The 22086-nt window shown below is 68.2% G+C and carries 16 protein-coding genes and 1 pseudogene; 7 read left to right on the top strand and 10 right to left on the bottom strand.

What is annotated here, in order from left to right:
- Positions 1-34: 34 nt before the first annotated feature.
- Together cysN and cysD are read right to left on the bottom strand one after the other, a co-directional pair.
- Positions 35-1888: pseudogene (gene cysN, locus ARC78_RS02145) on the bottom strand (sulfate adenylyltransferase subunit CysN); the annotation flags it as partial.
- A gap of 26 nt (positions 1889-1914) precedes the next feature.
- Complete coding sequence (gene cysD, locus ARC78_RS02140; protein WP_054659263.1) at positions 1915-2826, bottom strand: sulfate adenylyltransferase subunit CysD; 912 nt, start codon at positions 2824-2826, stop codon at positions 1915-1917.
- A gap of 199 nt (positions 2827-3025) precedes the next feature.
- On the opposite strand from cysD, the gene ARC78_RS02135 reads away from it, so the two are divergent.
- From ARC78_RS02135 to ARC78_RS02125, 3 genes are all read left to right on the top strand, one after another.
- Complete coding sequence (locus ARC78_RS02135) at positions 3026-4867, top strand: assimilatory sulfite reductase (NADPH) flavoprotein subunit (protein ID WP_057505631.1); 1842 nt, start codon at positions 3026-3028, stop codon at positions 4865-4867.
- Positions 4868-4956: 89 nt separating this feature from the next.
- The gene (gene cysI, locus ARC78_RS02130) at positions 4957-6663 is read left to right on the top strand and encodes an assimilatory sulfite reductase (NADPH) hemoprotein subunit (protein ID WP_057505630.1); all 1707 of its coding nucleotides are present in this window, start codon (positions 4957-4959) and stop codon (positions 6661-6663) included.
- The gene (locus ARC78_RS02125; RefSeq protein ID WP_425478360.1) at positions 6660-7394 is read left to right on the top strand and encodes a phosphoadenylyl-sulfate reductase; all 735 of its coding nucleotides are present in this window, start codon (positions 6660-6662) and stop codon (positions 7392-7394) included. The genes cysI and ARC78_RS02125 overlap by 4 nt, the downstream gene beginning before the upstream one ends.
- Before the next feature lie 6 nt (positions 7395-7400).
- Here ARC78_RS02125 and ARC78_RS02120 read toward each other — a convergent pair whose 3' ends face one another.
- Positions 7401-7835 carry a BLUF domain-containing protein gene (locus ARC78_RS02120; protein WP_158499972.1) on the bottom strand — a complete coding sequence of 145 codons (435 nt, stop codon included), beginning with the start codon at positions 7833-7835 and terminating at the stop codon, positions 7401-7403.
- 124 nt (positions 7836-7959) lie between these two features.
- A complete protein-coding gene (locus ARC78_RS02115) occupies positions 7960-8943 on the bottom strand; it encodes a LysR family transcriptional regulator (RefSeq protein ID WP_057505629.1) in 984 nt (327 codons plus the stop codon).
- A 163-nt stretch (positions 8944-9106) separates the two neighbouring features.
- Here ARC78_RS02115 and cysG point away from each other — a divergent pair, with 163 nt between their 5' ends.
- The 3 genes from cysG to ARC78_RS02100 all read left to right on the top strand — a co-directional run bounded on the left by cysG (position 9107) and on the right by ARC78_RS02100 (position 12306).
- On the top strand, positions 9107-10570 hold the full coding sequence (cysG, locus tag ARC78_RS02110; RefSeq protein ID WP_057505628.1) for a siroheme synthase CysG: 1464 nt from the start codon (positions 9107-9109) through the stop codon (positions 10568-10570).
- A 21-nt stretch (positions 10571-10591) separates the two neighbouring features.
- Positions 10592-11551 carry a cysteine synthase A gene (gene cysK, locus ARC78_RS02105; protein WP_057505627.1) on the top strand — a complete coding sequence of 320 codons (960 nt, stop codon included), beginning with the start codon at positions 10592-10594 and terminating at the stop codon, positions 11549-11551.
- Positions 11552-11721: 170 nt separating this feature from the next.
- Entirely contained in the window at positions 11722-12306 is a 585-nt protein-coding gene (locus tag ARC78_RS02100) for an O-acetyl-ADP-ribose deacetylase (protein ID WP_057505626.1), read from the top strand.
- 77 nt (positions 12307-12383) lie between these two features.
- Here ARC78_RS02100 and ARC78_RS02095 read toward each other — a convergent pair whose 3' ends face one another.
- From ARC78_RS02095 to ARC78_RS02080, 4 genes are all read right to left on the bottom strand, one after another.
- Complete coding sequence (locus ARC78_RS02095) at positions 12384-13388, bottom strand: class I fructose-bisphosphate aldolase (RefSeq protein WP_057505625.1); 1005 nt, start codon at positions 13386-13388, stop codon at positions 12384-12386.
- 158 nt (positions 13389-13546) lie between these two features.
- Positions 13547-15013, bottom strand: coding sequence for a pyruvate kinase (gene pyk / locus ARC78_RS02090; RefSeq protein WP_054658804.1), 1467 nt, complete (start codon positions 15011-15013; stop codon positions 13547-13549).
- 369 nt (positions 15014-15382) lie between these two features.
- A complete protein-coding gene (locus ARC78_RS02085) occupies positions 15383-16030 on the bottom strand; it encodes an HAD-IA family hydrolase (RefSeq protein WP_057505624.1) in 648 nt (215 codons plus the stop codon).
- Entirely contained in the window at positions 16024-17202 is a 1179-nt protein-coding gene (locus ARC78_RS02080; RefSeq protein ID WP_054658802.1) for a phosphoglycerate kinase, read from the bottom strand. Before ARC78_RS02080 ends, ARC78_RS02085 begins: the two co-directional genes overlap by 7 nt.
- Before the next feature lie 79 nt (positions 17203-17281).
- On the opposite strand from ARC78_RS02080, the gene ARC78_RS02075 reads away from it, so the two are divergent.
- A complete protein-coding gene (locus tag ARC78_RS02075) occupies positions 17282-17839 on the top strand; it encodes a GNAT family N-acetyltransferase (protein WP_089153149.1) in 558 nt (185 codons plus the stop codon).
- Between the two features lie 36 nt (positions 17840-17875).
- On the opposite strand, the gene ARC78_RS02070 is transcribed toward ARC78_RS02075, so the two are convergent.
- Positions 17876-19261 carry a DUF3999 domain-containing protein gene (locus tag ARC78_RS02070; RefSeq protein WP_054658798.1) on the bottom strand — a complete coding sequence of 462 codons (1386 nt, stop codon included), beginning with the start codon at positions 19259-19261 and terminating at the stop codon, positions 17876-17878.
- Positions 19258-21978, bottom strand: coding sequence for a DUF2339 domain-containing protein (locus tag ARC78_RS02065; RefSeq protein ID WP_057505623.1), 2721 nt, complete (start codon positions 21976-21978; stop codon positions 19258-19260). The genes ARC78_RS02070 and ARC78_RS02065 overlap by 4 nt, the downstream gene beginning before the upstream one ends.
- Between the last annotated feature and the right edge of the window lie 108 nt (positions 21979-22086).

Genomic DNA, 22086 nt, shown 5'->3' with positions numbered 1-22086 from the left:
CCGGCCCGCTTCGGGCCGGCCTGACGCTGGCGGCTCAGCGCAGCGCCAGCCGCACCACCTGGTCGACCATCGCCTCCAGCGCCTCGCCATCGGCATACAGGTGCAGCTCGGGGTTCTCCGGCGCCTCGTACGGTGAATCGATCCCGGTGAAGTTGGGAATCTGTCCGGCGCGGGCCTTGCGGTACAGGCCCTTGACGTCACGGGCCTCGGCCACCGCCAGCGGCACATCGACAAACACCTCGATGAATTCACCGTCGGCAAAGCGCTCGCGGGCCATCTGCCGCTCGGCGCGGAACGGAGAGATGAAGCTCACCAGCACGATCAGCCCGGCATCGGCCATCAGCCGCGCCACTTCGGCCACCCGGCGGATGTTCTCCACCCGGTCCTCGTCGGTGAAGCCCAGATCGCGGTTCAGGCCATGGCGCACGTTGTCGCCATCGAGCAGGAAGGTGTGGCAGCCGCGCGCATGCAGGCGTTTTTCCACCTGATTGGCAATCGTCGACTTGCCGGCGCCGGACAGCCCGGTGAACCACAGCACCTTCGGCTGCTGGCCCTTGATCCGCGCGCGCGCGGCCGGGTCCACATCCAGATGCTGCCAGTGCACGTTGCCGGCGCGGCGCAGCGCGAAATCCAGCGTGCCGGCGGCGACGGTGGCATTGGTCTGGCGGTCGATCAGGATGAAACCGCCCAGCGCGCGATTGTGGGCATACGGGGCGAACGCCACCGACTCGTCCAATGACAGGTTGCAGTAGCCGACCTCGTTGAGTTCCAGCCGCTTGGCGGCCATTTTCTCCTGCGTGTTCACATCGATGCGGTGTTTGATCTCGCTGATGCTGGCGGCCACGGTGCGGCTGCCGATCTGCAGCCAGTACGGACGCCCGGGCAGCAGCGCGGTATCGTCCATCCACAGCACATGCGCGGCGAACTGGTCGGCCACCTCCGGCGGATCACCGGCGGCGGCGATCACATCGCCACGGCTGACATCGATTTCATCACTCAGCGTCAACGTCACCGCCTGCCCGGCCGTGGCCACGGCCACTTCGCCATTGACGCCCAGCACCTGCCTGACGGTGGAGCGGCGCGCCGAGGGCAGCACCACCACTTCGTCGCCGGCGCGCACCTGGCCGGCGGCGATGGTGCCGGCAAAGCCACGGAAATCCTGGTTGGGGCGGTTGACCCACTGCACCGGCAGGCGCAGCCCGCTGGTCACGTCGTGCCCGCTGATCTGCACCGTATCCAGATGTTCCAGCAGGCTCGGACCTTCGTACCACAGCATCAGGCTGGAATGGCTGGACAGGTTCTGCCCTTCCAGCGCCGACAGCGGAATGGCCTGCACATTGGCGATGCCCAGCTGCGCGGCCAGCGCGCGGTAATCGGCGACGATCTGCTCGAACACGCTCTGGTCGTAGCCGACCAGGTCCATCTTGTTCACCGCCAGCACCACCTGGCCGATGCCCAGCAGCGAGATGATGTAGCTGTGGCGACGGGTCTGCGGCAGCAGCCCCTTGCGCGCATCCACTAGCACCACCGCCACGTCGGCGGTCGAGGCGCCGGTGGCCATGTTGCGGGTGTACTGCTCGTGCCCGGGGCAGTCGGCGACGATGTACTTGCGGCGGTCGGTATCGAAATAGCGGTAGGCCACATCGATGGTGATGCCCTGCTCGCGCTCGGCGGCCAGCCCGTCCAGCAGCAACGCGTAATCGATGCGCTCGCCCTGGGTGCCATGGCGGCGGCTGTCGGCCTCCAGCGCGGCCAGCTGGTCGTCGAACAGGCGCTTGCTCTCGTACAGCAGGCGACCGATCAGCGTGCTCTTGCCATCGTCCACGCTGCCGCAGGTGATGAACCGCAGCAGCGGCTTGGATTCGTGCTGCTGCAGATAGGAGGCGATCTGTGAAGACGGGGTTGCGGCGTTCATCAGAAATAGCCCTCCAGCTTCTTCTTCTCCATCGAGGCGGACTGGTCGTGGTCGATCAGCCGGCCCTGGCGCTCGGAGGTGGTGGACACCAGCATCTCGGCGATGATCGCCTCCAGCGTGTCGGCTTCGGACTCGATCGCGCCGGTCAGCGGATAGCAGCCCAGCGTGCGGAAGCGCACCTTGCGCAGCTGCGGCACTTCGCCGGGCCGCAGCGGCAGACGCTCGTCATCGACCATGATCAGGCTGCCGTCGCGCTCGACCACCGGCCGCTCGGCCGCCAGGTACAGCGGCACCACCGGAATCTTCTCGCGGTAGATGTAGAGCCAGATGTCCAGCTCGGTCCAGTTCGACAGTGGGAACACCCGCACGCTCTCGCCGGGATGGATGCGGGCGTTGTACAGGTTCCACAGCTCCGGGCGCTGGTTCTTCGGGTCCCAGCGATGGCGGTCATTGCGGAAGGAGAACACGCGCTCCTTGGCCCGCGACTTCTCCTCGTCGCGACGCGCGCCACCGATGGCGGCATCGAACTTCCACTTGTCCAGCGCCTGCTTCAGGCCCTGGGTCTTCATCACATCGGTATGCACGCCGGCGCCATGACTGACCGGGCCAATGTCCTGGGCGATGCCATCGGGATTGATATGCACCCGCAGCTCGGTGCCGGTCTCGGCCACACGGCGGTCGCGGAAGGCGATCATCTCGCGGAACTTCCAGCGCGTATCCACGTGCAGCAGCGGGATCGGCGGCACCCCGGGCGCGAACGCCTTCAGCAACAGATGCAGCAGCACCGAGCTGTCCTTGCCCACCGAGTACAGCAGCACCGGGTTGTCGAAGGCCGCAGCGACTTCCCGCAGGATGTGGATGCTCTCGGCCTCTAGGCGATCCAGGTTGGAAAGGTCGTTGTTGAAATTCATCGAGACGCAGCAGCCCAAAAAATGGCAGGACGATAGGCTAGCAGCATGCACCACTCAGCTAGCTGAAGAAGCGCAAATTTGAGTCATGGGCCTGCCACACGTGAAATAAACGCACTGCATGAGCCGATAACCGCCGGTCCTTTCCGCTGGCGCGGGCCGCTGCCTAGCATCAGCGTCCCTACCCGGACCGGACAGCCCCATGACCTCCGCCGCTGCCGTCGTGCCCCCCAGCCCCTTGCCTGAAGACCGCAGGGTCCTGCTGACACGTCTGGTGGAAGGCCTGGACGGCAACAGCCTATGGTGGTTGTCCGGCTTCGCCGCGGGCTTGGCCCAGGGGCATCCACCGCCGTCGCTGGCGGTCATCCCCGGCGGCCAACCGGTTCCGCAGCCGGCCCAGTCGCGGCTGACGGTGATCTACGGCAGCCAGACCGGCAATGCCCGCCGCGCCGCCGAGCAACTGGTGGCCGAGGTCGAGGCCGCCGGCCTGCCGGTACAGCTGGTCCGCGCCGACGCCTACCCGACCCGCGAGCTGGCCAACGAACGCCTGCTGTACATCGTGATCAGCACCCAGGGCGAGGGCGACCCGCCGGATGACGCGATCGGCCTGGTCGAGTTCATCACCGGCAAGCGCGCGCCCAGGCTGCCGGAACTGAAGTACGCCGTGCTCGGTCTGGGCGACTCCAGCTATGCCCAATTCTGTGGCATCGCCCGCACGCTCGACACGCGCCTGGCCGAGCTGGGGGCCACCCGCCTGCAGCCGGCCGGCGAAGCCGATCTGGATATCGATACCGTGGCTGCGCCATGGCGGGTCCAGGCGCTGCGTGATGCACGCACCCACATCAGCGAGGCAGCCAGCCCGGCACCAAGCAACGTCACCCCGCTGCGCCATGCCAGCGTGTACAGCGCCCAGCACCCGTTCAACGCCGAGCTGCTGTCTCGCCAGCTCATCAGCGGCCGCGACTTCAAGGGCCCGGCCTACGCGCACCATGGCGCCGCCGACAAGCGCGTGCATCACCTGGAACTGTCGCTGGAGGGCAGCGGACTGCACTACGAGCCGGGCGACGCGCTGGGCATCGTGCACCGCAATCCGCCCGCGCTGGTGGAGGCGGTGCTGGATGCCACCGGCCTGGACGGTGCCACTGCCGTCGCCCATGACGGCCACCGCCGCCCGCTGTCGCAATGGCTGGCCGAGCACCGCGAACTGACCCGCATCTCGCGCCCGCTGCTGGCCGCTGTGGCCGAGCGCAGCGCGCACCCGGAACTGGCGCGCCTGCTGGACCCGGCACAGAAGAACGAACTGGCTGCGGTGTTCGAAGACCACCAGCTCATCGATGTACTGAGGCGCTGGCCAGCCGAGTGGAGTGCCGAGGCCCTGCTGGCCACGGTACGCCCCGCCGCCCCACGCCTGTACTCCATCGCCTCCAGCCGCAAGCGCGTGGGCGAGGAAGTCCACCTCACCGTCGACGAGCTGCGCTATGACGCGCACGGCAGCGCCCACCAGGGCGCGGCCAGCAGCTTCCTCGCCGCGCTGGCAGAAGGCGCCCCGCTACCGGTCTACATCGAGGCCAACGAACGCTTCCGGGTGCCGGCTGATGCCAGCCGCGACATCATCATGATCGGCCCGGGTACCGGCGTGGCGCCGTTCCGCGGCTTTGTGCAGGAGCGCGCCGAAACCGGCGCTGCGGGGCGCAACTGGCTGTTCTTCGGCGCGCGCCATTTCAATACCGATTTCCTCTACCAGACCGAATGGCAGGACGCCCTGCGCCGCAAGGAACTGCATCGCCTCGACCTGGCCTTCTCCCGCGACCAGGCCGACAAGATCTACGTGCAGCAGCGCCTGCGCACGCGTGGCCGCGACCTGTACGACTGGCTGCAGAACGGCGCACACCTGTATGTGTGCGGCGCGATCGGCATGGGCAAGGACGTGCATGCCGCGCTGCTGGACGTGGTGCGTGAACACGGTGGACTGGATGAGGACGGCGCACGCGAGTACCTCACGCAACTGCACACGGAGGGGCGCTATGGCCGGGATGTGTATTGACGGCCGAGTGCGGTCGCCGCGGTCGCGGTGATATGCCTGGCGCCTGAACGGCGTGCCTGCCCCTCCCTTTCCGGCATAGCGAACAGAACATGAGCAACCACTCCGTCGAATCCATCAAGGCCGAAAGCAACCGGCTGCGCGGCTCCCTGCTCGAGAGCCTGGCCGATCCGGTCACCGGCGCGCTGCGCGAGGACGACCAGACCCTGATCAAGTACCACGGCAGCTACCAGCAGGATGACCGCGATGTGCGCGACGAGCGCCGCCGGCAAAAACTCGAACCGGCCTACCAGTTCATGATCCGCACCCGCACACCCGGTGGCGTGGTCAGCCCCGAGCAGTGGCTCAAGCTCGATGCCGTGGCCACTTGTTTCGGCAACCACTCGCTGCGCATCACCACCCGCCAGGCCTTCCAGTTCCATGGCGTGATCAAGCGCGAGCTGAAGGCGACCATGCAGGCGATCAACGCCGCGCTGATCGACACCTTGGCCGCCTGCGGCGACGTCAACCGCAACGTGCTGGTCGCGGCCAACCCGCTGCTGTCGCGCGCGCACGCCACGCTGTATGCCGATGCCGCGCGCACCTCCGAGCACCTGCTCCCCAACACCCGCGCCTACTATGAGATCTGGCTGGACGAGGAGCGGGTGGCCGGCAGCGGCAGCGAGGACGAGCCGATCTACGGCGAGCGCTACCTGCCGCGCAAGTTCAAGATCGGCTTCGCGCTGCCGCCGCTCAACGATGTGGACGTGTTCGCCAACGACCTGGGCTTCATCGGCGTGCTGGACGCTGACGATGAACTGCTCGGCTATGACGTGACCCTGGGCGGCGGCATGGGCGCCACCCACGGCGATGCCGAAACCTATCCGCGCCTTGCCAACAACGTCGGCTTCATCCCGCGTGACGCCCTGCTGGATGTGGCCACCGCCGTGGTCACCACCCAGCGCGACCTGGGCAACCGCGAACTGCGCAAGCGGGCCCGCTTCAAGTACACCATCGACGACCACGGCCTGGACACGGTGACCGTAGAGATCCAGCGCCGTGCCGGCATCACCTTCCAGCCCGGCCGCTCGCAGCCGTTCGTCCACAACGGCGACCGCTACGGCTGGGTCGAGGGCGGCGACGGCCGCTGGCACCTGACCCTGTCGCTGTCCTCGGGCCGGATCGCCGACCGTCCCGGCGCGCCGCACCTGACCGCACTGCGCGAGATCGCCCGCATCCACCAGGGCGAGTTCCGCATGACCGGCAACCAGAACCTGGTGATCGCCGGCGTGCCGGCCGACCAGCGCGACCGCATCGATGCGCTGGTGGAAGCCGCCGGGCTCGACATTGGCAACCGCGCGCCGACCGCACTGGCGCGCGCGGCCATGGCCTGCGTCGCACTGCCAACCTGCGGCCTGGCGATGGCAGAAGCCGAACGCTACCTGCCCGACTTCAGCGCCAGGCTGCAGCCGCTGCTGGAGCGGCACGGGCTGGTCGATGCGCCGATCCTTCTGCGCATTTCAGGCTGCCCGAACGGCTGCTCGCGCCCCTATCTGGGCGAGATCGCGCTGGTCGGCAAGGCCCCGGGCCGCTACAACCTGATGCTCGGCGCCGATCACCGTGGCCAGCGCGTGAACACGCTGTACCGCGAAAACATCACCGAGCCGGAGATCCTCGCCGCGCTGGAACCGCTGCTGGCCCGCTATGCCGGCGAGCGCACCGGCGGTGAAGGCTTCGGCGACTTCCTGCACCGCGCCGGCATCGTCGAACTGCCCACCTACCCCACCCACCGCCAGATTCCCGTGGAACTGCACGCATGAGTGCCCTGTCCGCCGCCCCCTCCCCTTCGTTCGCTGCCGGCCTGCCGGACGACCTGGGTCCGTTGAATGCGCAGCTCGAAGCGATGGGCGCAGCCGATCGCGTGCGCTGGGCCCTGCGACATGCCCCGGGGACGCACGTGCTGTCCTCCAGCTTCGGCGCGCAGTCGGCGGTGACCTTGCACCTGCTCAGCAGCCAGCAACCGGACATCCCGGTGATCCTGGTCGATACCGGCTATCTGTTCCCGGAAACCTACCGCTTCGCCGACGCACTGACCGAGCGCCTGAAGCTCAACCTCAAGGTCTACCGGCCGCTGGTCAGCCGCGCCTGGATGGAGGCCCGTCACGGCCGGCTGTGGGAACAGGGCGTGGTCGGTATCGAGCATTACAACAACCTGCGCAAGGTCGAGCCGATGAAGCGCGCGCTGGACGAGTTGCAGGCCGGCACCTGGTTCACCGGCCTGCGCCGTGGGCAGTCGGCCAGCCGCGCCACCACGCCGGTGCTGCAGCGGCGCGGCGAGCGCTACAAGATCAATCCGATCGCCGACTGGAACGACCGCGACGTGTGGCAGTACCTGCAGGAACACCAGCTGCCCTACCACCCGCTGTGGGAACAGGGCTATGTCTCCATCGGCGATTTCCACACCACCCGGCGATGGGAGCCCGGCATGCGCGAGGAGGACACCCGCTTCTTCGGCCTCAAGCGCGAATGCGGGCTGCACGAGGAGATCTGAACCGGCTCAGCGCGCCACGCCCTCCTGGCGTGCCCAGAAATCGCGCAGCTGCTGAAGTCCCGGCGGGTCATCCGCGCCGCCGCCGTCCAACGCGGTCGCTTCGCGGCGCCACTGCTGGCTGCTGAGCTGCTGCAGTACGCTGTTGCCGGTCTGGCGGCAGCCCATGTACCAGTGCCGGAAATACAGCTGCGACACCGGGCCGTGCTGCAGCTCCTGCAGGTCCACATGCAGCCGCGAGGCGCGGATACGCCCGTAGATCCGCGCCACCCCCGCTGCCTCCCCCTCGAAATACTGGAAGAAATGGCGCCCGTCATACAGCAGCACGCCGGTGACGCCCTCCATCCGGTTGTGCGCACGCGCGCCCACCAGCAGATGATCCAGCTCGTCGCTGCCGAGCCCGGACACGGCGGTACTGCGATAGGCCACCGCGGCAAATTCCATGCACATCCCCGAGCTCGTAGAAACGGCCTGCAGCGTAGCAAAGCCTCACCGTGGGCAGATGCGCCAGCTCGAACACACCACCGGCCAGACGGCGACGCCAGCGCGGTCGGTTGCCCGCACCGCCTCAGCTGGTGATGGTCTGGGTCAGTTCTTCCCAGCTCGGCGGCCGCGGCCAGTCGGCCGCCTGGTTGCCGTCGAGCACGCGGCGCAGATCGCGCTTGTCGATCTGCGGGGCCAGCACGTGCACCAGTTCCAGCGCGTAGTCGCGCAGCACCCGGTCGCGCGGCAGCACCGCCCAGGCGATGCACTCGGGAATGGCCGCCGGTGCCGGCCATGCGCGCAGATCGCTGTCACCGGCACTGACGGCCATCTCCGCCAGCAGGCCCACACCCAGACCGGTACGCACATAGGTCTTGATCAGGTCCGCATCCAGCGCGGTCAGCGCCAGATCCGGCTCCAGCTTCTGCGCGGCGAAGGCCCGTTGCAATGACGAGCTCGGCCGCGTCGAGGATTCGTAGCTGATCAGCGGATGGGCCGCCAACGCGGCCATGTCCGGCGCCTTGCCCGGGCGGTCCAGCGGATGGCCCCTGGGTACCAGCACCAGCCGCCGCCAGCGGAACAGCGGCACCGCGATGCCGGTGCTCGGTTCGCCGCCGGCCGTACTGATGATGGCGATGTCGGCATCGCCCTGGCTGAGCAGGTCCAGCGCGTCGCTTTCGGCGGCCTGCTGCAGATGCACGCTGACCTGCGGATAGGCCAGCTTGATCCGCGCCACCGCTGGCGGCAGCACGAACCGGGCCTGGGTGTGGGTGGTGGTGAGGATCAGCTGGCCGTGGCTTTCACGGCGCTGGTTGGCCGCATAGGTGCGGATGTTGTTGGCCTCGGCCAGCACCGCGCGAGCACGGCTGATCACCTCCTCACCGGCCGGCGTCACCGACTCCAGGCTGCGCCCCTTGCGTACGAACAGCAGAAAGCCCAGTTCGTCCTCCAGCTGCTTGAGCTGTTTGGACAGCCCCGGCTGGGTGGCATGCACCCGCGTCGCCGCCAGCGTGATGTTCATCTCGGCATCGGCAATGGCGACCAGATAGCGCAGTTGGGTGAGGGTCATCGCGGGAGACGGAACACCGGTCGAGGGGGACGGAGGACTGTAGGTCAAATTTCCCCTTCAGCTTATAACTGAAAGTCATGTGCGAGGTGGCGCAAGTCATTTCCGGGGATTCCGGGCCGCCGGTACGGTCATTCATCCCTTCCGCAGCCCCGTGCCACCGACCTTGGACACCTCCCTGTTTCCGCTGTTTGCCGACCTGCGGGGTCGGGCCGTCCTGGTGGTGGGCGGGGGAGCGGTGGCCGAACGCAAAGTCCAGGCGCTGCTGCGCGCCGGCGCACTGCCACGGGTCGGCGCACTGCAACTGAGCGAGGCCCTGCAGGAACTGGCGCGTTCCCTGCGCATCCAATGGTTGCAGGGGCCGTTCGCACCCCACTGGCTCGGCGAGGATGTCTGGCTGGTGATCGCCGCCACCGATGATCCGGCGACCAACCAGGCCGTGGCGGCCGCCGCGCACGCGCGCCGCTTGTTCGCCAACGTGGTCGACGATGCCGCGCTGTCGGCCTTCCACGTGCCGGCGGTGGTCGAGCGCGGTCCGCTGCAGATCGCCATTTCCAGCGGCGGCGGCGCGCCGATGGTGGCCCGCCACGTGCGCCGCCGGATCGAAGTGCTGTTCGACCAGGCCTGGGGCCAACTGGCTGCGCTGGTCACCGACCAGCGCGCGCAGATCTGCGCCCGCTTTCCGGAGCCGGGGGCGCGCCGCCGCTTCTTCGACCGGCTGATCGACGGCCCGTTGCTGGACCTGCTGCGGCGCCGGCAGTGGGTCGCCGCCGAAGGCCAGCTGCGGCAGGACATGGCCGGCGAGCCGACCGCGACGCCCGGCTCGGTGGTGCTGGTCGGCGCCGGTTCCGGCGATCCGGGACTGCTCACGCTCAACGCGCTGCGCGCGCTCAACCAGGCCGATGTGATCCTGCACGACCGGCTGGTCAGCACCGAGGTATTGCAGCTGGCGCGACGCGACGCCGATTTCATTGAAGTGGGCAAATCCGCGCAGGGCCACAGCACCGCCCAGGACCACATCCACGCGCTGATGCTGGAACACGCCCGCGCCGGCAAACGCGTGGTACGGCTCAAGGGCGGCGATGCGTTCGTGTTCGGCCGGGGGGGCGAAGAACTGCAGTTCCTGCGGGCACACGGCATCGCCTACGAAGTGGTACCGGGCATCACCGCCGCGCTGGCCTGCGCGGCCTATGCCGGCATTCCACTGACCCATCGCGACCATACCCAGCAGCTGCGCCTGGTCACCGCGCACTGCAAGGGTTCGCTGGACACGCTGGACTGGAACGCGCTGGCGCTACCGCGGCAGACGCTGGTGTTCTACATGGGGGTGGCGACGCTGGCCCAGATCCGCAGCGGTCTGCTCGCAGCAGGCCTGTGCGCGGCGACGCCGTTCGCCCTGGTCGAAAACGGCTCGCGCACCAGCCAACGGGTAGTCCGCGGCCAGCTGGACACCCTGCCCGAGGCCGCCCACCTGTACCGGGTGCAATCGCCGGCGCTGCTGATTCTGGGCGATGTAGCCGCGCTGGCCGACGAGCTGCACTGGTTCGGTCACGCGCCGCTGCAGGTCCCCCCTACCCTTTCCTCACCTCCCGCAAAGACCTCGCCAACGACACTGGCCGACGCCGCCTGACCGCCTTCCCCGGAGCATTCAATGGCTATCTACAACACTATTCTCGACACCATCGGCAGCACCCCGGTGGTCAAGCTCAACCGGCTTGCCCCGGCCGGCGTGGACCTCTATGTGAAGGTCGAATCGTTCAATCCGGGCGGCTCGGTCAAGGACCGGCTGGCGCTGGCGATCATTCTCGATGCCGAGAAAAAAGGCCTGCTCAAGCCCGGTGACACCATCGTCGAAGCCACCTCCGGCAACACCGGCGTGGCCTTGGCCATGGTCGCCGCCGCACGCGGCTACAAGTTCGTGGCGACGATGGTGGAAACCTTCTCCATCGAACGCCGCAAGCTGATGCGCGCCTACGGTGCCAAGGTGATCCTGACTCCCGCGGCCGAACGCGGCAGCGGCATGGTACGCAAGGCCAGGGAATTGGCCGACCAGCACGGCTGGTTCCTGGCCAGCCAGTTCGCCAACCCGGCCAATCCGGCCTACCACCGCCAGACCACCGCGGCGGAGATCCTGCGTGATTTCGCCGGCCGGCGCCTGGACTATTTCGTCAGCGGCTGGGGCACCGGCGGCACCCTCACCGGCGTGGGCGAGGTGCTGAAGGTCGCGCGCCCGGACACCCGCATCATCGCCACCGAACCGGCCGGCGCCGCGCTGCTGGCCGGCAAGGAGTTCACTCCGCACAAGATCCAGGGCTGGACGCCGGATTTCGTCCCGGACGTGCTCAACCGCGCGGTCTACGACCAGCTGCTGGCGGTGCAGGACGACCGTGCGATCGAGACCGCACGCCGGCTGGCCGCCGAGGAAGGCATCTTCGTCGGCATCTCCGCCGGCGGCACCGTCGCCAGCGCGCTGGATATCGCCGCCTCCGCCGACGCCGGCTCGGTGATCCTGGCGATGCTGCCGGACACCGGTGAGCGCTACTTCTCCACCCCGCTGTTCGCCGATATCAACGAGGGCTCGGACGACGACTGGCTGGCCGGCCTGCCGTAATTTGCATTCCAGCAGTGATCGTCCATGAAGGCCGCTACCCGCGGCCTTCATGCTTTCCGGTACCTGCAATCGCAGGCTGTGAGACACGCCAGCGCCAGGCTTCGCTGGCAGCGGGTGCACGCAGGCGCCCGTCACGTTTCTCTCATACAGGGCGGTGGAAGATCGGGACCATGAGCATCGAAATCTGGCACGGCGACATCACCGAACTGGACGTTGACGCCATCGTCAACGCCGCCAACGAAACCCTGCTGGGCGGTGGTGGTGTGGACGGGGCGATTCATCGTGCCGCCGGTCCCGGCCTGCTGGCCGAGTGCTGCCAGCTGCCGGAGCTGCGCCCCGGCGTCCGCTGCCCCACCGGCGAGGTCCGCGCCACCGGCGGCCATGCGCTGCCGGCACGGCATGTGTTCCACACCGTGGGCCCGGTATGGCGCGACGGCCGCCATGATGAGGCCGCGCTGCTGGCCAACTGCTACTGGCAGTCGCTGCGCCTGGCCGAACGGATGGAGCTGCAATCGATCGCGTTTCCGGCCATCAGCTGTGGCGTGTACGGCTACCCGCTACACCAGGCCGCCGATATCGCGGTGACCGAAACGCTGACCTGGCGGAAGAGCCATACCCGCCCGCTGCGCATCATCCTGGTGGCCTACAACGCGGCGGCATTCAAGATCTACCAGCAGGCCCTGAACCGCAGCGGCCAGATCGACAGCAGCGGGGGCAGCTCGGCATTGATGCAGGGTCTGGCGGCCGCGACCTGAGCCAGGAGCCGGGAAGGAAAAACGAAAACGCCGGCACAGGGCCGGCGTTTCGCTGTTTCAGGACACGGAAGAGGCGGTCAGCCTTCCCACTTGCCCAGTGCGGCCAGGCCGTTTTCCTTCGCACGCTCGTACACGGTCTTCTGCGCAGCGGCGTAGTTGCCCTTCATGTCCTTGGCCCACAACTTCAGCGCGGCCTGCTGCATGGCACGGCCGTAGGAGAAGCTCAGCGGCCACGGCAGGGTGCCCAGCTGGTTCATGGCATTGAGGTGGGCGGTGGACTGCTCGTCGCTCTGGCCGCCGGACAGGAACACGATGCCCGGCAGGATCGCCGGCACCACCGACTTCAGGCACATCACGGTCGATTCGGCCACTTCCTCGACATCGGCCTGCTCGTCGCAGCCCTTGCCGGAGATGACCATCGAGGCCTTCAGGATGGTGCCTTCCAGCACCACGTTCTGCTGGTACAGCGCATCGAACAGCGCGCGCAGGGTGGCCTCGGTGACTTCGTAGCAGGTCTCGATGTCGTGGTCGCCGTCCATGATCACTTCCGGCTCGACCATCGGCACCAGGCCGGCTTCCTGGCACAGCGCGGCGTAACGGGCCAGCGCGTGGGCGTTGACCTCGATGCAGGTGCCCGAGGGGATGCTCTCGCCGATGTTGATCACCGCACGCCACTTGGCAAAACGCGCACCGAGCTTGTAGTACTCCTGCAGCCGCGCGCGCAGGCCGTCCAGGCCCTCGGTGACCATCTCGCCCGGGCAGCCGGCCAGCGGATGCGCGCCGGTATCGACCTTGATGCCCGGGATCATGCCGTGGTCGGCCATGTACTTGGCGAACGGCACGCCGTCCTTGGTCGACTGGCGGATGGTCTCGTCGTACAGGATCGCGCCGGAGATGTGCTCGTTGAGCTTCGGCGTGGTCAGCAGCAGCTCGCGGTAGGCACGGCGGTTCTCTTCCGTGTTCTCGATCCCGACACTGGCGAAACGCTTGGCAATGGTGCCAGTGGATTCGTCAATGGCGATGATGCCCTTGCCCGGGGCAACCATGGCCTGGGCGGTTTCAGCCAGCAGTTCGATGCTCATCTCTTTACCTGTGACGGAGTGCGGGAAAACCGCGATTATAGCCCGCCCGCCCTGCGGGCTGGTCGCCCGCAGGGTCTGGCGCGGGTTTCGTCCCGTCCCGACAGGACAAAACCTGTCCGCTCCGATCAGCTTCCTGACCGGAGCGGTGACGCATGACGTCAGAGGTCGCCCAGGCCGCTGGCGCGGCCGTCGGCACCGACTTCGAGCAGGCGCAGGGTATTGGTCGCGCCCAGGGTTTCCATGTGCTCGCCGCTGGTGAAGACCACGCGGTCACCGGCCTGCAGCTGCCCGGCCTCGACCAGCAGGCGGATTGCACCGCGGGCGGCTTCGCGCGGAGTCAGGCCGCGGCTGTCGAAATTGATCGGGAACACATCGCGCATCAGCGCCATCTGCCGGCGCGCGCCATCGTGGCGGGTCACCGCGAAGATCGGCGACTTGGCGCGGAAACGCGACAGGAACCGCGCGGTACCACCGGATTCGGTCATCGCCACGATCGCGCGCACGCCCACGTGCTGGGACAGGAACATCGTGGCCATGGCGATGGCCTGGTCGGCCCGTTGCAGGTTGCGCGGCGAGGCGTTGAAGTCGGTTTCGGTCTGGAACTGGCGCTCGGCCCCCAGGCAGATGCGGGCCATCGCCTCGACCGCCTTGACCGGATAGGCACCGGCCGCGGTTTCGGCAGACAGCATCACCGCATCGGTGCCGTCGATCACCGAGTTGGCCACGTCCAGCACCTCGGCGCGGGTCGGGATCGGGCTTTCGACCATCGACTGCAGCATCTGCGTGGCGGTGATGACCACCTTGTTCTGCGCCAGCGAGGCCTTGATGATCTTCTTCTGCAGGCCCGGCAGTTCGGCATCGCCGATCTCCACACCGAGGTCGCCACGGGCCACCATCACCACGTCGCTGGCCTCGACGATCTCCTCCAGGTTCTCGATCGCCTCGGTGCGCTCGATCTTGGACACCAGCGCGGCATAGCAGCCATGCGACTGGGCGATTTCACGCGCATCGTTCATGTCCTGCGCGTTGCGGCAGAACGACACGGCGATGAAGTCCACGCCGATCTTGGCGACGATGCCAATCAGCTCCTTGTCGCGCTCGGTCAGCGCGCCCAGCGACAGGCCGCCGCCCTGCTTGTTCAGCCCCTTGCGGTCGGACAGCACGCCGTCGTTGAGCACGGTGCTGATGATCCGCTCGCCCTGCACCTCGACCACCTGCAGCTGCATCAGGCCGTCGTCCAGCAGCAGCACGTCACCCGGACCCACGTCCTGCGGCAGCCCCAGGTAGCTGACGCCCACCTGGCTGGCCGTGCCCGGCCCGGCATTTTCGCTGGCGATCAGGTCGAAGCGGTCACCCGCCTTCAACTGCACCTTGCCCTCGGCAAAGCGCTCGATGCGGATCTTCGGGCCCGGCAGGTCGGCCAGGATGCCCACTTCCATACCGACGCGGGCCGCGGCGGCGCGTACTTCGGCGGCACGCTTGGCCTGACCGGAAGGATCACCGTGGGAGAAGTTCAGACGCACCACGTTCACGCCGGCGCGGAACAGATCGTCCAGCACGCCCGGCGCGTCGGTTGCAGGCCCGAGGGTGGCGAGGATCTTGGTACGGCGCTGGCGTTCGATCATTGTGTGGAGTCTCCCTGAAAGACCATCGAAATTAGCATATTCGCGCTATGACAACGATGTCGCGGCGAGTGTCGCCTGACAAATCCCGCGATGTCCCACAGACAGCAAAGACAGCCTGGCCAGACATCGGCGTGCGTACGCCATCGCACGTCCTCGACCACGCCCGTATGCGACACCGCCCTGACCCTTGCCGGTCAGGTGTAAACGACAGAAGTCCCGTCAGGCCATCAGCCCCTTCCCGCGAGACATCCATCTGACACCGGCCGGACAACAAAGACATCGCACCTCATCCCTCTTTTTCAGCGAATCGTCCCACCGTGCGCAAGCGACCAAGCAAAACGCCGGCTCGCGCCGGCGCTTTGCGTTCCATCAGGCCTGCAGCAGCAGCGGAATATCCTCCGGAGCTGCGGCCAGTGCGTGGACGCCGGCGGCCTCCAGTTCCTGCCGCCCGCCAAAGCCCCACAGCACCCCGATGTTGCGCATGCCATGGTGGCGGGCGCCCTCGATATCCATGCGGCGGTCGCCGATCATCCAGCAATCGGCCGGCTGCAGTGACAGCCGCCCCAGCGCCTCGGCCACCAGCTCCGGCTTGTGGCTGCGCGTTCCACACGGGGTAGCGCCGATCACGTCCTCGAAGCAGTCACCGAACGGCAGATGCGCGACGATCCGCTGCGCGTGCGGCTCGTTCTTGGCGGTGACCACGGCCAGGCGGTGGCCGGCGGCTTTCAACGAACGCACCACCTCGCCGACGCCCGGATAGATCTCGTGCTCCTTCCAGCCGTCGCTGTCGAAGCGCTCGCGGTACAGCTCCACCGCCTGCTCGACCTGCTGCCGATCCCCGAACACCGGCGCGAAGCTGGTACGCAGCGCCGGACCGATCCAGCGCCGCAGTTCGTTCTCCGCCGGCACCGGCTGGCCCATCTTCTCCAGCGCATAGGCCACGCAACGGGTGATGCCCACCGACGATTCGATCAGGGTGCCATCCAGATCGAAAAACAGCACATCGCGGCTCACGATCCGCGGGCCTCCAGCGCGGCCACGGCCGGCAGGGTCTTGCCCTCCAGGAACTCCAGGAACGCACCGCCGCCGGTGGAGATGTAGCTCACTTCCTTGGCGATGCCGTACTTGTCCACCGCCGCCAGGGTGTCACCGCCACCGGCGATCGAGAACGCCTTGGAACTGGCGATGGCGCGCGCCAGCGCCTCGGTGCCCTTGCCGAACGCGTCGAACTCGAACACGCCTACGGGTCCGTTCCAGACCACGGTGCCGGCCTTGGCGATCAGCTCGGCGTATTGCGTGGCGGTGGCCGAGCCGATATCCAGGATCATGTCATCGCTGCCCACCGCAGCCACCGGCTTGATGGTGGCCGGGGCGTCGGCGGCGAAGGCCGGGGCCACCACCACGTCGGTCGGCAGCGGAATCTCGGCGCCGCGCGCCTTGGCGTCGGCGTCGATCTTGCGTGCGGTATCAAGCAGGTCGTTCTCGACCAGCGATTTGCCCACGCCATGACCTTCGGCCGCGATGAAGGTGTTGGCGATACCGCCACCGACGATCAGCTGGTCGACCTTGCCGACCAGGCTGGACAGCAGTTCCAGCTTGGTCGAGACCTTGGAGCCGGCCACGATCGCCAGCAGCGGGCGCGCCGGGTTGGCCAGCGCCTTGTCCAGCGCGTCCAGCTCGGCCATCAGCAGCGGGCCACCGGCAGCAACCGGGGCGAAACGGATCACGCCGTGGGTCGAGGCCTGGGCGCGGTGCGCGGTACCAAAGGCGTCCATCACGAACACATCGCACAGCGCGGCGTATTTCTTCGACAGGGCTTCATCGTCGGCCTTCTCGCCGACGTTCATGCGGCAGTTCTCCAGCAGCACGATCTGGCCCGGGGCCACGTCCACGCCGTCCACCCAGTCCTTGACCAGCGGCACGTCCACGCCCAGCAGTTCGGACAGGCGCCTGGCCACCGGCGCCAGCGAATCAGCGGCGCTCCACACGCCTTCCTTGGGGCGGCCCAGGTGCGAGGTCACCAGCACCGCGGCGCCCTTCTCCAGCGCCAGCTTCAGGGTCGGCAGCGAGGCGGTGATGCGCTGTTCGGAGGTGATCTTGCCGTCCCCGTCGATCGGCACGTTCAGATCCTGGCGGATCAATACACGCTTGCCGGAAAGGTCGAGGTCGGTCATACGAACGATGGACATGGCAGGATCTGCTCCGCAGGTGGGGTAGTCCGGCATTTTCGCCCGCCCTGCCAACCGGGGCAAACTGGAGGTCATTGCGATGCAGACACGTCTGTTCCAACCGGAGCTGCACAGCGCGCGGCTGCGGCTGCGCGAAGTCCGCCCCGACGATGCCCCGGCGCTGTTCGCCATCCATTCCGATCCGGTGGTGATGCGTTACTGGAGCTACCCGGCCTGGACGGAGCTGGCACAAGCTCAGGCCAAGATCGCCGAGATCAAGCGCCAGCGCCGCGAGCAGCAGATCCTCATCTGGGCGATTGCCGATGCCGGCAGCGACCGGCTGATCGGCAGCAGCGCGGTGTTCGCGATCGACCCGGATCAGGGCCGGGCCGAGATCGGCTACAGCCTGCACCGCGACTGGCAGGGCCGCGGACTGGCCAGCGAAGCGCTGCGCCTGATCCTTCGCCATCTGTTTGACGGGCTGCAGCTGCGCCGCGTGGAGGCCGATGCCGATCCGCGCAATACCGCCTCGTGCCGGTTGCTGGAGAGATTGGGCTTCGTCCGTGAGGGGCTGCTGCGCGAACGCTGGCGGGTGAACGGCGAGCTTTGCGATACCGCCTTCTACGGTCTGTTGCAGCGGGACTTCGACGCCCGCTGAAGCCGCACAGCCCCCGCCGGCACAGGGCCCGCCCCCTCAATCCTGTTTCTTTTGCTCGCCACCGCCACGCACCAGGCTCAACGCGAACCCCGCGACCGCCAGCGCACCCAGCACCAGTACCGCCCACAGCAGCAGATTCTTCCAGTCGTGCGGCGGCTTGGCCGGCTGGTATGCGGCATCGCCGGCACGCACGGCGCGCTCGCCCAGCATCGCCGTGGCCGGTTGCCACTGCCTGCCATTACGCGCGCGCAGGGCATCGAGCATCGGATCGAGGGCGGCATGCGTGGCGGCCACATTCGCACTGCCGGCCACCAGCAGGTAGGGGGCACGTCCCTGCGCCAAGAACACCGCGCTGCCGGGCCGATATCCCAGACGCAGCAGCGGCGCCCCGGCGGGGAGGGAGCCCGGTTCGGCCTGCAACCGCCACTGGCGATCGGTGAGGGTGCCGGAGGTTTCCAACGGCGCCGAGCGCTGCTGGGTGCCCCCCTCACTCAGGCTCCAGGTATTCCAGCCTGCGGTCAGCCGCTGCCAGTCCGGCGTGCGGCCATCGACACCGGGCCGATCCGGATCGCGACTGGACACACTCCAGCTCACGGCACTGTTGGCCGGCATCCGCACATCCAGCCGCTGCACCGGCACCCGGCCTTGCAACTGGTACAGGTAACCGTCCTTGGCGTTGCCGCCGGCCTCGGCCGTGAGTTCCAGCCACTGCCAGTCGCCGCTGTCCACCGCATCGACCAGTTCACCGCGCAGACCGCGCAAGGCCGGGGCACCGCTGCGCTGCAGCGGCACCAGCCGCAGGTAGCGCAGATCCGTGACGACCTTGAGAGTATTGCTGCGCAGTGCGCGGCCCTGGTTGTTCAGCTGCACCAGACGCACCTGCGGGTCGAGCACCTGCCAGCCACGCAGGTCGTCGCTGGCTTCCAGCCGATAGCCCAGATCCAGTGTCGCCCCGGGATCGGCCCAGTCCACATGCAGCGCGCGCAGCTTGCCGGCGTCCTCGCCCAGATCCACCAGCCAGACCGGATCTGCCGCCCCGACATTGCCGCCGGCCGCGACCGAATTGCGGATCGACAGCAGCTTGCCGCCGCTGTCGCGTTGCACCACCACACTCAGATCGTCATCGGCGGTGGTCGCCGCCACCGGCAACGCGAACCACGGCAGCTCGACCATGCGCGGCAGCCCGGACACCGGCGTGGCCGCCGCGTAGACCGCACTGGCCACCGGCTTGCCGTCGGCATCGAGCACCCGCACATCGCGCAGATCGCGCCAATAGGCGGCGGCATACACCGAAGCTTCCAGCGGCACGCGGTAAGCACCGGCGTCGGGCTGGGACAACCGCAACGGCCACTGGGCGGCGAAATCATCGGCGGCCTGCACGCTCATCGGCAGCAGGGCCAGCCACAGCAAACGCTTGATCATGCGGACGGGTCCTCGTCGTTGTTCGGGATTGCCGATGCGCGACGCGGCGGTGCCGGCGCCAGCCAACCCACCAGCGTGCACAACAGGCCGTAGGCGATGAACGCGCCGATACCGAGCAGATCGCCCAGGTTGTCGCGGTCGATCAGCAGCAGCTTGATCAGCACCACCGCCATCAGGATGGCACCGGCCAACCACAGTCCCCACTGCCCGCGGCGCGAACCGGAGACCCAGCCGACCACCCCCAGCAGGCTCCACACCACGGTCAGACTGGTCTGCGCCAGCTGGCCGCCCAGCAGACGCTCATTCCACGGTTCACCGCCCCAGTGGTGCACCGCGCGCAGCGTCATCACCGTGACCAGCACCAGCCCGGCCAGCGCCATGCCGACCAGCTGCGCCGGCACACTGCGTTGCTTGTGCCCTTGCCACAGACGCATCGCCGCCAGCACCAGCACCGCGATCTGCGCCAGCTCCAGCGGATTGAATCCCACGATCCACGGCAACGGCGCGGCATCGCCAGCGCTGACCAGGGCGGTCAACCACCACAGGCCGAGTACACCGAATACCGCCGCCTGCAACGCAGGTCGCCAGCGATCAAACGCCGCGCCCAGCGGTTGCGCCAGCCACGACCACCGCCGCAGCGACAGCACCGCCAACAGCAGCCAGGGCAATGCCAGCAGCAGACCGACCCAGCCTTGGGCCAGCGCGAAGCGACCTCCGAGGTGCCAGGCCAGCAGCGACAACACGGTCGGCCATAGCAGCCACCACGCCAGCTGGGCCAGCCCTGCCACCGCGCCGCTACTGGCCCGCAGGCACAGCAGGCTGCGCACGCCCAGCGCGGCGAACAGCGCCCACGCCCACAGCCCGTGCCCGGCGAACGGCTGGCCGTATTCGGACAGCTGGGCAAACGCCACCGGGAATGCCAGCACCAGGCCGCCCAGCGTGGTCAGTGACAACGCCAGAGCCGGCGCACGCCGCTGCACCTCGGCCGCCAGCCAGCCGGTCACCCCCAGCATCAGCAGCACCGCATGCAAGCGGCTGCCGGGCTCGACGAAGTCGCCGATCTCCAGCGCGAGGTTGCCCAGCCACCAGGCCAGCCCCCATCCGTAGGCCACGGCGGCGAGCTGCCGCCTGCCCACATCCCGATACAACCAGGCCGTGGCGAAGCCGGCCAGCGCGACCAGCAGTGCCCCCATGAAGCCGGCATTGGCGATGGCCAGCGTATCGACGTGATGGCCCCGGCTGGTCCCCAGCATCAGGGCGGCTGCGGCGGCGAGCTGCAGACCGACGCCGCTCCAGCGCGCCAGTCGCCGATCCTGCATCAGCCCGAGCCAGACCAGCCCGGCGCCTTCCAGCGCGAATACCGAAGCGGTGGCGCCGGCCGACAACGCCAACGGCACCGCCAGCGTGGCAAAGCCCACCGCGAGGATGGCGTAGCCACGGGCCAGCATCTGCAGCCGGTCGCGGTTGAGCAGCGCGCGGGCCAGCAGCGCATACAGCAGCGCCACGCCCAGCGCGCACAACGCCAGCGGCATGCGCTCGCCCTGCAGCAACCCGGCCTGCAGCGAGAAGGCGACCAGCGGTGTGCCGAACAACAGGCAACCATCGATCTGCGCGTTACCGGATGTCGCCGCCTTGCGCGCGTACAGCAGCGGCAGCAGCAGGTAGAAGCCGAAGAACAGCAGCAGGAACGGCTCGGTGCTGGCGAACTTGGCCGGCTCGTAGTCCAGCACGCCCCAGACCGTGCCGATGCCCCAGGTGAAGGCGAATCCCAGCAGGTTGAGAATGCGCCACGGCCGCACCCAGGCGATGGCGAAGATACCGGCATTGAGCAGCGCGTAGTACGAGAACAACGCCACGTGGTTGCCGCTGCCACTGGACAGCCAGATCGGCGCCATGAAGCCGGCCAGCACTCCGAGGAGGGCCAGCGTGCGCGACTCCTGCAGCACCGCCATCACCGACAGGCCCGCGATCAGCACCACGCTCAGCCCAAAGGCCGGGACCACGCCGATCATTCCGTAGTTCTTGCAGGCGGCGAACACCACCAGCAGCAGGATGCCGATCATGCCGCCCTGCATCGCCAGGGCGAAGCTGGGATGGCTTTGGCGCTTGCGCCACGCAAATACCAGGCCGGCCAGTGCCGCAGCGCTGACGCCGGCCAGCTTCACGCTGGCCGGCAGGCTGAACCAGCCCTGGTCCGTGGCGTATTTGAGCAGGGCCGCGACACCGGCCAGCATCACCAGCATGCCGACCTTGATCGGCACGTTGCCTGTGGTGAACCACCGCTTGAGGTGTTCGATGCCGCGCTCGATGAAACTCGGCGCGGGCGGCGGCGTCCCTTCCGGCCGCGGGCGCGGCGCCGGCGCAACCGTGGCCGGCGATGGCGGCACGTGCTCGGCAACCGGCCGCTCCGGCAACGGCGGCGGCGCGGGGGTCACCGGCATCACGGTGGAAGGCGGCGGCGCAGCCAGCGATCCAGGCGGCTGCGGTTCGTCCCGAACCGGCGCGCCCCCGGCAGACCGGTCATCGGCTTCCGGCGCTCGCCACGCAGGCCGCGCGGCGGCGGCCGCATCCTGCGGCGACGGCGCGAGGGCAGCTTCCAGCACCGCCACCCGGCGCTTGAGCGAGGCCACCGAGACCAGCGCCATCACCAGCAGCACCGGTACCAGCAGTGCCACGGCCAGCAACAACAACCCCACGACCACCAGCGTGTCATCCATTTCCTGTCCCTGTCCCCCGACGGAGGGCCGCCACACCTTATCCGGGTGCGGCGCAAACGGAAACTGCCGGCGCGCGTGGCGAGCGCGTGTGCCGCCAGATCCATACAA

The sequence above is a fragment of the Stenotrophomonas pictorum JCM 9942 genome (genome assembly GCF_001431585.1).
GTDB lineage: Bacteria > Pseudomonadota > Gammaproteobacteria > Xanthomonadales > Xanthomonadaceae > Stenotrophomonas > Stenotrophomonas pictorum.
The sequence above is the reverse complement of the archived record's forward strand: the minus strand, read 5'-3'. Positions and strand labels throughout refer to the sequence as shown.